At 37.5% G+C, this 12,288-nt stretch carries 11 protein-coding genes and 2 riboswitches; of the genes, 2 read left to right on the top strand and 9 right to left on the bottom strand.

Annotated elements, in window-relative coordinates; all coding sequences use genetic code 11:
* Positions 1-2: 2 nt before the first annotated feature.
* From J7Q84_RS01335 to J7Q84_RS01365, 7 genes are all read right to left on the bottom strand, one after another.
* A complete protein-coding gene (locus tag J7Q84_RS01335; RefSeq protein ID WP_209092597.1) occupies positions 3-1,622 on the bottom strand; it encodes a nitrite/sulfite reductase in 1,620 nt (539 codons plus the stop codon).
* Positions 1,623-1,636: 14 nt separating this feature from the next.
* Positions 1,637-2,236: an adenylyl-sulfate kinase gene (gene cysC / locus J7Q84_RS01340; RefSeq protein WP_209092598.1), complete on the bottom strand. Its 600-nt coding sequence runs from the start codon at positions 2,234-2,236 to the stop codon at positions 1,637-1,639.
* Between the two features lie 13 nt (positions 2,237-2,249).
* Positions 2,250-3,398 (bottom strand): sulfate adenylyltransferase, encoded by a 1,149-nt coding sequence (sat, locus tag J7Q84_RS01345; protein WP_209092599.1) that lies wholly within the window; start codon positions 3,396-3,398, stop codon positions 2,250-2,252.
* A 20-nt stretch (positions 3,399-3,418) separates the two neighbouring features.
* A complete protein-coding gene (locus tag J7Q84_RS01350; RefSeq protein ID WP_209092600.1) occupies positions 3,419-4,120 on the bottom strand; it encodes a phosphoadenylyl-sulfate reductase in 702 nt (233 codons plus the stop codon).
* 80 nt (positions 4,121-4,200) lie between these two features.
* Positions 4,201-4,344 (bottom strand): YezD family protein, encoded by a 144-nt coding sequence (locus J7Q84_RS01355; RefSeq protein WP_209092601.1) that lies wholly within the window; start codon positions 4,342-4,344, stop codon positions 4,201-4,203.
* Positions 4,345-4,438: 94 nt separating this feature from the next.
* Positions 4,439-4,546, bottom strand: a riboswitch (SAM riboswitch).
* A gap of 290 nt (positions 4,547-4,836) precedes the next feature.
* The gene (gene lysA, locus J7Q84_RS01360) at positions 4,837-6,153 is read right to left on the bottom strand and encodes a diaminopimelate decarboxylase (RefSeq protein ID WP_209092602.1); all 1,317 of its coding nucleotides are present in this window, start codon (positions 6,151-6,153) and stop codon (positions 4,837-4,839) included.
* 131 nt (positions 6,154-6,284) lie between these two features.
* A riboswitch (Lysine riboswitch) is annotated at positions 6,285-6,466 on the bottom strand.
* Between the two features lie 110 nt (positions 6,467-6,576).
* Positions 6,577-6,945 carry a DUF3888 domain-containing protein gene (locus tag J7Q84_RS01365; protein ID WP_209093083.1) on the bottom strand — a complete coding sequence of 123 codons (369 nt, stop codon included), beginning with the start codon at positions 6,943-6,945 and terminating at the stop codon, positions 6,577-6,579.
* A gap of 438 nt (positions 6,946-7,383) precedes the next feature.
* Between J7Q84_RS01365 and J7Q84_RS01370 the strand changes: the two genes are divergently transcribed.
* Complete coding sequence (locus tag J7Q84_RS01370; RefSeq protein WP_209092603.1) at positions 7,384-9,267, top strand: LTA synthase family protein; 1,884 nt, start codon at positions 7,384-7,386, stop codon at positions 9,265-9,267.
* Between the two features lie 30 nt (positions 9,268-9,297).
* On the opposite strand, the gene J7Q84_RS01375 is transcribed toward J7Q84_RS01370, so the two are convergent.
* Positions 9,298-10,200, bottom strand: a complete 903-nt coding sequence (locus J7Q84_RS01375; protein ID WP_481747524.1) for an alpha/beta hydrolase — start codon at positions 10,198-10,200, stop codon at positions 9,298-9,300.
* A 224-nt stretch (positions 10,201-10,424) separates the two neighbouring features.
* Between J7Q84_RS01375 and pssA the strand changes: the two genes are divergently transcribed.
* Entirely contained in the window at positions 10,425-11,126 is a 702-nt protein-coding gene (gene pssA, locus J7Q84_RS01380) for a CDP-diacylglycerol--serine O-phosphatidyltransferase (protein WP_209093084.1), read from the top strand.
* Between the two features lie 42 nt (positions 11,127-11,168).
* Here the strand turns inward: pssA and J7Q84_RS01385 are convergent, their stop codons facing one another.
* Entirely contained in the window at positions 11,169-12,146 is a 978-nt protein-coding gene (locus J7Q84_RS01385) for a 2-hydroxyacid dehydrogenase family protein (RefSeq protein WP_209092605.1), read from the bottom strand.
* Between the last annotated feature and the right edge of the window lie 142 nt (positions 12,147-12,288).

Genomic DNA, 12,288 nt, shown 5'->3' on the forward strand with positions numbered 1-12,288 from the left:
TCCTATACAGCAACATTTTCGATAATTTCATCTAACTTTTCTTGTATAGAAGAAAGGCCCTTTCGTCCAACAAAGCTATAGAACGATTCTCCCGATTGTTTTTCCTTTTTAAAATGAGTCAGCAACTGCAGCAAAACAGCAGGAAGATCTTTTCCATCAATTTTTCCTTTTAACTTATGATTAAACTCTCCCCCTCCTAATAATGTTCCGCCTACATACAGTTCAAATGCTTCTACCATTCCTTTATCCTTAGTTTTCATCTTGACCCCTTGCAATCCGATGTCTGCTATTTGTCGCTGTCCGCATGAATTCGGACAGCCAACCATATGAAGGCGAACGGGTACATCAATCGATAATTGCGCATCCAAATATTCCGCGATTTTTCGCAACCGTTCCTTTGTTTCTACTAATGCAAGATTACAATACTCAATACCTGTACAAGAGACTGAATAGCCAATAAAAGAGCGGGGATTCGACGAAATAGGTTTGAACAATGGCTCTTCAAGAAGCTCTTCTACTTTTTCAGTTGGAACATTTGGTAAAATAAAGTTTTGAGAATTACATGTACGAATATCACCATTGCCATATTGCCTTGCAATTCTTGCGATTTCAAACAATTGTGCGGCATTCAAACGGCCTACCGGAACATTAAATCCTACATAATGTAAACCTTTTTGTTTTTGTGGATGTACACCATAAAAATAACCTGCATTCCACCCTTTCGTTTCATCTTTTCCATTAGACAGAAGCGGCCCCGTATACTCAAGAAGCTTTTCTTTGAACCTTTCGACCCCCCAATCTGCTATTAAAAATTTAAGACGGGCAAGATGGCGTTTTTCACGATAGCCGTAGTCACGGAAAATCGTGGTGATAGCGATTGCCACTGTCTTTACTTGATCTGGACGAACAAACACATCCAACGTTTGTGCCAAAAACGGTCTGGATGAGAGTCCTCCTCCTACCTTCACATGAAATCCCAGCACGTTTTCTCCATTTATTTCTTTAGAAGCTGGAGTAAAGGACACACAATTGATTTCAGCATTCGATGCATTATATACATTGGAACTGATAGCCATCTTATATTTACGAGGCAAGTTAGAAAAATCTTCATTATACTGGAAGAATTCATATACATCTTTTACGATGGATGTAGTATCAAACAGTTCATGAGGATCAATACCCGCCAATGGATTGCCCACAATGTTTCGGGTAATATCACCGCAAGCTCCAGCAGACGATAACCCTACACGCTCTAGCCGTTTAAAAATAGCAGGAATTTGCTCAATCCGCAGCCAATGAAATTGAATGGCTTGCCTCGTGGTAATATCTACTACATCTCTTCCGTAGTCTCTCCCTATTTGTGCAAGGGTGTCCGCCTGTTCATTAGTCAAAATGCCCGATGGAATGTTGACACGCATCATAAAATAGCCATCTTCTTTTGGACGCTGTAAATAAAGACCTGCCCATTTAAAAGAATCCCATTCTTCTTTCGGGATGGAATCAAACCCATACTCCGCGTAATACGGAATATCCTTATAAATCTCTAATCCGTCTTTTTCTAACTTTTTCTGTTCCGTTGCGTTCAGCTTGGGATTGTTTCCCCATTTTTTCTCATACGCCATTTTGTTAGCCTCCTCTATATGAAGCGTTTTGTTTTTAAATAGTCGATAATTTGCTCAGTACATTCTTCCACAGAAAAACAATGAGATTCGATGGTCACTTCGGGTGAGAACGGCTCTTCGTATGGGGAGTCGACACCTGTAAATTGTTTAATTTGTCCAGACCTAGCTTTTTTATATAAACCTTTTGGGTCTCGTTTTTCACATTCTTCAATTGGGCACTTTACATATACTTCAATAAATTCATGTTCTTCAAGCAGTCCTCTAACTCGATCCCGATCCTCTCGAAATGGAGAAATAAATGCGCTCAATACAACTATGCCACTATCCACAAATAATTTCGCCACTTCCCCGATACGGCGAATATTTTCATTTCGATCTTCTTCTGAAAACCCTAAATCTTTATTTAACCCGTGCCTTATATTATCTCCATCTAGTACATAGCTTCGAATATTACTTTCAAACAGCTTTTTTTCTACTGCATTCGCTATGGTCGACTTTCCTGAAGCCGATAATCCGGTAAACCATAAAATAAAACTATGATGTCCGTTTTTATGGCGGCGTTCTTCTTTCGAAACTAACGACTTATGCCACACAAGGTGAAGGTTATTGGTCATTTGATTTCTCCTCTCACGATGATACATGCTCTTTTTGCAAGCCCCGTATTAATACCTCAATGACCTCTCGTCTGCTGAACGTACTTGGCGGAAGTTCTCCTTCTCGCAGCATTTGCCGGACTTTCGTTCCTGATAAAATTACATGGTACTCACTGCTGTGCGGACAAGTTTTAGAAGAGGCCATTCCCTCACACTTAGTACAATAAAAACTATGTTCAAAAAAGAGAGGCTGAATGTCTATTTCTGCATCTGTAAATTTAGTAAAAATCTTTTGAGCATCGTAGGTTCCATAATAGCTTCCTACACCTGCATGATCCCGTCCGACGATGAAATGCGTGCATCCAAAGTTTTTCCGTACCAAGGCATGGAACACAGCTTCTCTTGGTCCGGCATATCGCATTGCGGCAGGAAAGACACTGAGAAACACTCTGTCTCTCGGATAATAGTTCTCTATCAAAGCTTCATAGCTTTCCATTCTCACATCTGCAGGAATATCATCCGCTTTTGTTTCCCCAACAAGAGGATTTAAAAATAACCCCTCTACAATTTCAAGGGCTGCTTTCTGAATGTATTCATGAGCACGATGCACAGGATTTCTTGTCTGAAATCCGACAACCGTATTCCAGCCTAGTTCCTGAAATTTTTTCCGAGTTTCCTTCGGATCCAAATAATACGAAGAAAACTTTGTTTTCGGGACTCTGCGTATAAGAGTAATGTCACCACCTACATATACACCAGGACGTTCAAATAACTTTTGTACTCCCGGATGCTTACGATCAACCGTTTGATAGACCAATAACGCCTCTTTTTCTTTATCAGGTTCATAGATTTCTTGTACCTGAATAACCCCATAAGTAACACCATTGTGTACGAGGCGAACTGTTTCTCCTATTTCCAGCTCCCCTGCTTTCTGATGTGAGATTGGAAGTGTAATAGGAATGCTCCAAGCAATGCCATCAGCAAGGCGCATTCTTTCTACAACGGACTCATAATCATGTTTAGTTAAAAAACCTTGCAGCGGACTATAACCGCCGATTGCAATCAACTCCAAATCACTTAATGCTATACTATCTAATTCGATTTCTTTTCTAATTGAGGCAATAGGATATGCTTCATTTATTTTATTGATTAATGTTCCACCATGAGGAAGAATAGAATTCATTGATTTGTACCTCCATTTTGTTATTCATGCAATCCACATTCTGTTTTGCCAGTTCCCGCCCACCTGCCGGAGCGAAGATCTTCTTCGGTATACAACGGAGAAGTGCACGGCTGACATCCGATGCTTGGATAGCCTTTATCATGAAGCGTATTATACGGTAATTGATGTTTAGATACATATCGCCATACATCGCGCCACGTCCAATAAATAAGCGGACATATTTTTATTGATTTAAACTTATTATCCCTATTGATAAACTCAGTTTTACTTCGTGACTGTGATTGTTCTCTCCGTAATCCAGAGATCCATGCCTTTCCCTCTCGTAACGCTTCTTCAAGCGGTACAATCTTTCGTAATCGACAACATTCATTTGGATTTGTTTTCCACAACTCTTCTCCATACTTTTTGCCTTGTTCATCTACACTTAAATTTGGCTTTTTCATTATAATTTGCAAATCAGGAAACCGTTGTTTTATCTTCTCAATAGTTTCATATGTTTCTGGAAAATGGAGTCCCGTATCTAAAAACACTATTTTAGCGTTTGATTTCACCTGCTGAATAAAATGCAACAAAACGATGCCTTCAATACCAAAGCTGCAAGCATAGACAATTTCATGTCCATAGTGCTCATACGCCCAGCGAAGCACTGACAGTGCTCCCTTCGTTTCATCATCTTTCTCAAATGAAAGAGAATATTGATCCCATGCAGTATAAGTGAGCATCGATTTTCCTCCCTGCTATACAAAAAGGCGGTCTTAACCCCTTAGGTTAAAACCGCCTCTAGTCTCTCTAGTCAGCGCTCTTATTTTAAACGAACTTTTTCATTCTTTTCGAGCTGAATGATTTTCCCATCTTGAACAATCAAGGTAATAGATCCATACTTCATGTTACTCAGCATTGCTTTTATCGTGCCTATTACTGCTTGCAGCTGTTCTTCTGTTACCACCTCAGTCCCTCCTTTTCTTAATGGAATGGTTCTTACAAATCATTGCACAAAAAAATCTTTCCATTTCGAAAAGACTGTTGAGGTAACATATTTTACCTTATCTCTCAAAATGGTATACATTTTGCTGGAGTTAGCACCTTACTCTTCTAAGCAGGTTGCCGGGCTTCTTAGGGCCAGATCCCTTTGCCTCTCTTGATAAGTATTAATTTTATTTTATCACAATTCCCAAAATTTACAATCCTATTTTTCCGATATGAATTATTTTTTTCAAAATCACAGCAGTATTGTTTCTTCAATACACTTCCTCTCTTTAACTACACTAGCCATTTACCCATCATTTCTTTGTTTTCAAGTAAAAATGCAATCAGTATGAAAAAATTCATAATTAGACGACACGGCAAGTCTACACTATCAATTTTATTCATCTTTACAGGTAATCTTGCAAAAAACAAATAAAAAAGCTTCTGAACAATGTCAGAAGCTTCTCTCTCTCTATACTAGCTCTTGTGTGCGAATACGATCCTTTTTTACCAAGTCCTCGTATGTTTCTCTTTCTACTACTAGCTGTGCGTCACCATCTTTTACAAACACAACCGCTGGGCGGCAAATACGGTTATAGTTGTTAGCCATCGAATAACCATATGCACCTGTACAAGAAACTGCTAATAAATCCCAAGAAACTACTTTTGGTAAGGAAACATCCCAAAGCAGCATATCACCGCTTTCACAGCATTTTCCTGCAATCGATACTATCTCTTCTTCACTTTCATTCGCACGATTTGCAAGCATAGCCTCATATTTCGCACCGTACAAAGCCGGACGAATATTATCTGTCATTCCTCCATCAACGGCTACATACTTACGGATACCAGGAACCTCTTTAATGGATCCAACAGTATACAAAGTGGTTCCTGCATCTCCTACAATGCTTCGACCTGGTTCAATCCAAATTTCTGGCAGAGGATACTCACGTAAAGAAAATTGCTCACGCACTGTATTCGTCATATGTTTCACATACTCTCCAACTGGAAGGGGGGTATCACCTTCTGTGTAGCGAATACCGAAACCTCCTCCTAAGTTCAGAATACTCATTTCATATCCAGTTTCTGTACGAACTAAATCAAGAAATGCTGTTAATATCTCAACAGCGCGTACAAAGCCGTCGGTCTCAAAAATCTGTGAGCCAATATGTGAATGCACACCTAGCACCTTGTAATATGGCTTCATTAACGCAATTTTCACTGCTTGCATCGCTTGACCGCTGGAAATCCCAAACCCAAACTTAGAATCGTCCTGACCAGTAGTTATATATTCGTGTGTGTGCGCTTCTACCCCCGGTGTCACACGAAGTAAAATATTTACGATGCACCCCTTTTCTCTCGCTAAATCGTGAAGAACTTCCAGTTCAAAGAAATTATCGACAACAAAGCATCCAATATTAGCTTCAAGTGCCATCAACAGTTCTTTTTCCGTTTTATTGTTCCCGTGAAAATGAATACGTTCAGCCGGGAATCCTGCTTGTAATGCCGTATATAATTCGCCTCCTGATACTACATCTAGAGACATATTTTCTTCTGCTGCTACCCGACACATTTCCATACATAAAAATGCTTTACTTGCATAAGCAACCTGATAAATAAAACCGCTTTCTTTAAATGCCTTATTAAAATCTCGGCATTTTTGACGAATCAATGTCTCATCATATACATAAAGCGGTGTTCCATATGTTTCTGCAAGCTTCGTTGTATCACACCCGCCAATTTCTAAATGGCCTTTTTCATTCACTCTGCTCGTACCGTGTAAAAACATTGTATTTCCCCCTTTTATATATCCAAGCTAAACAAAAAACGCGCGGAACCATGTTCACACGCGTTTCTTAACTGTTGTCAATACACTAACCGAAAGTTTAAGTATTTTTAGGATAAGAAACCGCATCAACATCTCCAGATAGCTCCTCACAAGCTGCAAACTCGTGACAGTACTGTATTTATTCAATACAGTCCCAGCAAAAAGGGTTATGGCCTCCTTTTTACTTCGGCAGCAATTCCTTTCTCTTTACATTCGCCAACCCCATTAGGTCTCCTGTAAGCTACTCATAATCACTGCAACCTCTACTCTTTGAGATAACGATGAGGTATATTTATTTTCTATTGAATCATGTTGATTAACACGATAACAGATACAAGACAGCTTTGTCAAACGGTTTTTATAGAAGCTAAGCAACCCGCATTCTTATTCAGGCTTGCGACAATTGACTTTTGTGTTATCAGGTAAATGAACTACTTTTATCGTTTGAACCTCCCATTCTCCTTCTTTATTGCTAAAAGTAATTAATACTTTATCAAACGGAGGTTTAGGTGGTTCGTACTCTTTTCCCTCATATTTGGTTATCTCTATCGTTGCAGCAAAAAGATATGTACCACTATACACTTTCTTCATACTTACGATTGTAGGACAATCATATTTTTTCTGCATCCCATAATACTGTTGTACAGCCTCATTTATTTTCGGAAATAAAACAGAATAAAAAGCATCCTCTAACATTGTAAATGAAGGTTCCGCTTGCACTGCAAAAGGTGCCATAGTTAGAATAAACGACATTATCAAGACACTAATAATTCGTTTCAATACCCCTTCTCCTTTCTCCTCACATGAAGATAGTATTTCCAAAAGCAAAAAAACTATAGTAAGCTTCTTGAGAATTACTTTTTCAATTGAATCCTCTACATGTAAGACTTTCTTTCTCTACCACTGAATATCTGTTCATTGGGCTTTTATAGATTATTTTCCTCTACTACATATTCTTGAAACACCGCGTTAATGGAGTAGCAAAATATTACGGTCCCCTAAAAAAGTGTGAATCCTCTGTTTTTAGAAGAGTTTTCTCATGTTTACTATAGAAACCTTGCCCATTTTCTTCTATTATTGTAATTGAGCACAGTTATGATGAGATTGTTTCACTTTGTATCGAAAAAATCTCTTTTAAAAATACATATAGATACAAGACACGCATTCCTATTTTTAAAAGGAGAGAGAGAAATGAAAGCAATGTTTCCCAAGCTGCGATTTGCACTGTTAGCAGCAACTTTACTTTGGATTAAAACATACATTATTTACAAACTGGTATTTGACATAAAGACAGCGAATGCTATGCAAGAGTTTATATTATGTATAAATCCGTTAAGCTCTTTATTATTATTTATAGGATTAGCATTATTTGCTGATAAAAAGCGTAATCGGCTCATTCTATTAATAAGCTTTTTACTGTCTGTTCTCTTATTGGCAAATGCCATTTTTTATGGCTTCTTTAATGACTTTATGACTCTTCCCGTCTTATTTCAAACGAATAATATCCCAGATCTAGGAACGAGTATCCAAGAGCTTATTACATACAAAATATTGCTTATGTTTGGTGATGTTCTCATTTTATGGTTTATCAATCGTTTATTTCCTAATTTCGGACATAAAGAAAAACTGAATCGCAACGAAAAATCGGCCTTTTTCTTAACTGTGACCAGTATTTTTATTATAAATTTAGTATTAGCTGAAACGCAGCATCCTCAACTTCTTTCTAGATCTTTTGATCGAAAGACTATCGTAAAAAACCTAGGACTTTATAATTATCAAATCTATGATATTGCCCTGCAATCGAGATCTTCGGCTCAACATGCCTTTGCAAGCAGCAACGAGTTCGCAGAAATTGAAAACTATGCAACTACAAAAGAGAAAGAGCCAAATAAAGCATTGTTTGGAATTGCAAAAAATAAAAATGTGATTATCATTTCTATGGAATCGACACAAAGCTTCGCTATCGGCAATAAAGTAAACGGAAAAGAAGTAACTCCCTTTTTAAATGAATTTATAAAAGAAAGCTATTCATTTACTAACTTCTATCACCAAACAGGACAAGGAAAAACATCAGACGCCGAATTTATTATTGAAAATTCCTTATATCCACTCGATCGTGGCTCTGTTTTCTTTACTCACTATGCCAATGAATTTACAGCTACACCGGAAATCTTAAAAGATTATGGTTATTACTCAGCTGTGTTTCATTCAAACAACAAAAGTTTTTGGAATCGTGATCTAATGTACCCTTCTCTAGGCTATAGTCGATATTTTAATCAAAATGATTATATAGGGACACAACAAAACTCTGTTGGTTGGGGTCTGAAGGATAAAGAATTTTTCGAACAGTCCATTCCAAAGCTAAAAGCTTTGCCACAGCCATTTTACACGAAATTTATCACGTTAACGAATCACTTTCCATTTATTTTAGATGAAAAGGATCGTTTAATTGATGAGTACAATTCAGAAAGTGAGATTTTAAATCGCTATTTTCCAACCGTACGTTACACTGACGAAGCAATAAAATATTTTGTCAAACGTTTAAAAGAAGAAGGGCTATACGATAATACCATTATTGTTATATACGGAGATCATTATGGTATTTCAGAAAATCATAATGCGGCACTTGCGCAATTTCTTGGCAAAGATCAAATTACACCTTATGACAGCATGCAACTGCAGCGTGTTCCGCTTATTATTCACATTCCAGGTCAAAAGGGCGGCACCATTTCAAAGATTGCCGGGCAAATAGACGTAAAACCTACTCTTCTCCATTTGCTAGGAGTTTCTACAAATAAAACAGTTGAATTTGGAACAGATTTATTTACAGAGGAAGCTAATCCAATTGTAGTAATGCGCGATGGAAGTTTTGTAACTAATCGTTATGTATTTACAAAGAATATATGTTATTCAAAAGAGACAAAAGAGCCTATCGAAGCAGCATACTGTACTCCATATGCAGAAAAGGCAAAGGCTGAACTGCAATACTCTGATAAAATTATTTATGGGGACTTACTTCGATTTGACCAGAGCAACCAACACAACAGCAGGGCAATGACAACTGCATTCGAATAAAACAAGGGTGTGCCTAAGGCACACCCTTGTTCATGCATATACTTTTAAAAATTTATCAATCGCATTTTCATATTCTTCCTGATTTTCTACATAAGACAAAGCATGCAAGCCTCTTTCTGCAAGGTATAGCTGTTTTGGCCCTTTCTTTTCTTCATACAGCTGCTCTGTCATTTTATAAGTTATATAATCATCCGGCTTACTATGGATAAATAAAATCGGATTATGAATATTTCTAATGCTTTTAATTGGTGACACATCTTTTATACTGTAGCCATCACGCAGCTTAAGCACCATATCGGCAATCGGTAAAATGGGCCACTTTGGCAAGTGAAATTCCACTTTCAAACGCGATGCCAACTGCTCATAAAAGTCTGAATATGGACAATCTGCAATATAAAAGCTTGCTCCATCCTCTACTGTTCCCGCATACTCCAATAAAGTAGCTGCTCCCATAGACTCCCCGTGTATTCCAAGAATGATATCCGCTCCAAACCGGGATTTCATCCAATCTACAACTGCTTTTAGATCATACTTTTCGTAATAACCGAAGCTCGTTGTTTTTCCTCCAGTAAGCCCATGACGACGGTGATCATATATTAGAACATTAAAACCACGCTTCAAAAAAAGATTCCCGTATTTAACCGAGTTCACTTTATTAACCGTAACTCCATGAGAAATAATTATATACTTATCCGCATTTATCCCTGTAAAATAATATCCGTGTATTTTATAACCAAACCCGGAGTCAATCCAAACCTCTTCCTTCTCAGCCGCTTCAAATTCCTTTGGATGAAATAGCTTTCTGTTCAACTCATTCTTAATAATTTCTTCTTCTGTTTTCTTTTTTATATACATAATTTTATTTGTAAAAAACATACCTACTCCAACCAATGCCGCTAGAACAGTACCGATCCCGGTCAATATTTTTAAAATATTTTTCATGATGCATCCCCCAAGCTGATTATAAAATGAACCTCCGGTTAATGCAGAATACACTAAGCTAACAAGAAAAACAGTGTACATATTTTAGCACATTTAAAGATGCTTTATTACCAATTTATTCATATTAAATATATATAATTATAACAAAACTTGTTTGTAAAATAGGCAAAATGTAGTAAACTAAAGAAAATTATGAAAGAAAGCAAGTGATAAATTTGTACAGAGCAGCTATACCAAACCTATTTACACTCGGTAATTTATACAGCGGCTTTTTATCTATTGGCTATGCATCACTCGGTTACCACAAATCTGCTGCAATTCTAGTGTTAATCGGCATGATGCTTGACAGTTTAGACGGACGAATCGCCCGGCTGTTAGGGGTGGATTCTCAACTCGGAAAAGAGTTAGATTCATTAGCGGATGTAGTAACCTTTGGCGCAGCCCCAGCTTTATTAATGTACTATACGTCGTTTTCACCATATGGAATAGTAGGATTGTACATAGCGGCTTTATTCCCTTTATTTGGAGCATATCGACTTGCAAGATTCAATGTGACACCAGCCTCAACCTCACTTAAATATTTTACTGGTGTACCGATTACTGCAGCCGGAGGCCTTGTAGCATTTCTGACATTATTTTCTCATATCATCCCAAATATCGTACTTGTCACAGTATTTGTAGTTTTTTCCTTTTTGATGGTAAGCCGCATTAAAATCCCAAGTTTAAAAGACGTTCCTCTTCCAAAGTATAGTATCATTGTCACTCTATTTTTAGCAGGTATTATATATACAATGTATAAAACGAATTATGCTAGATTTTCTATCTTTTTATTTATTGCCATCCCTTTATACATTCTTTACATGCTGTCTCAATTTTTACGAAAGCGTCATTTTAATAAAGATGCTTCAGAAGACTAGCATATAAAAAGCTCAATGTTTCGTAAAACATTGAGCTTTTTATCATATTGTAACAGCTTGCTTCGTACGATTTACAGGGTTCAGCGGTTCGTTTCCTTCTAAGACGCTAATAATATTCTTCGCTGCCATTTTAGCCATTGCATTTCTAGTTTCGATAGTAGCATTTCCTATATGAGGGGTAAGGACTACATTTTTCAATGCTTTCAGTTCATCTCCTATGTTAGGCTCAAATTCAAATACATCAAGTGCAGCCCCTTCGATATATCCATTTTTTAAAGCAGTCACTAATGCCTTCTCCTCTACAATAGGCCCCCGTGCAGCATTAATCAGATAAGCTGTCGATTTCATTTCTTTTAGCTTTTCTAAATCGATTAAGTGGTGTAATGATGGATTATAGGAACATGTAATCATAACAAAATCAGAGGTCTGTAATAGCGCATCAAGCGTTACATAAACAGCACCTAACTTTCCTTCTATATCTGTGTCTTTGCGGTTTGGCCCTGAGTATACAATATTCATGCCAAATGCTTGGGCACGTCTTGCTACTGCTTGTCCAATCTCGCCAAGGCCAATAATCCCCAATGTCTTGCCGTATACTTCACGTCCCAAAAAGAACAAAGGTGCCCACCCCTTAAATCCCTCATTACGGCAAAGTTCATCTCCCTCAGGAATTCTGCGGGCTGCAGCTAATAAAATAGCAAATGCAAGCTCTGCAGTAGCTTCCGTCGATACATGCGGTGTATTTGTCACTGGGATGTTTCGTTCTTGTGCATACATAAAATCAATATTATCAAAACCAGCGCCATAATTTGCAATAATCTTTAAGCGCGGAGCACAGTCAATGATTTCTTTTGTCACTTTTGTAGAAAGCAGACTTAATAAAGCATCTTTATCTTGTATTTTTTCCTTCAGCTCTGTCTCACTGATTAATTCTTCACCTTCATATATTTCCACATCATGCCCTTCTAATAGATGAAGTCCACAATCTGGGATTTTACCTGCTACAAATATCTTACTCATATAGATACACACGTTCCTCTCTACTTGTATTCCCTTTCACATTCAGTTTACAAATTGAGATACAAAATTTCAAACCATTTCACTCATCCTCACACAATACAATACGTGAAATTATTCATTTGATTATAAAAAACTCCCCTTA

This window comes from Bacillus sp. 165, from assembly GCF_017742235.1.
In the GTDB taxonomy this organism is placed as follows: domain Bacteria; phylum Bacillota; class Bacilli; order Bacillales; family Bacillaceae_G; genus JAGHKQ01.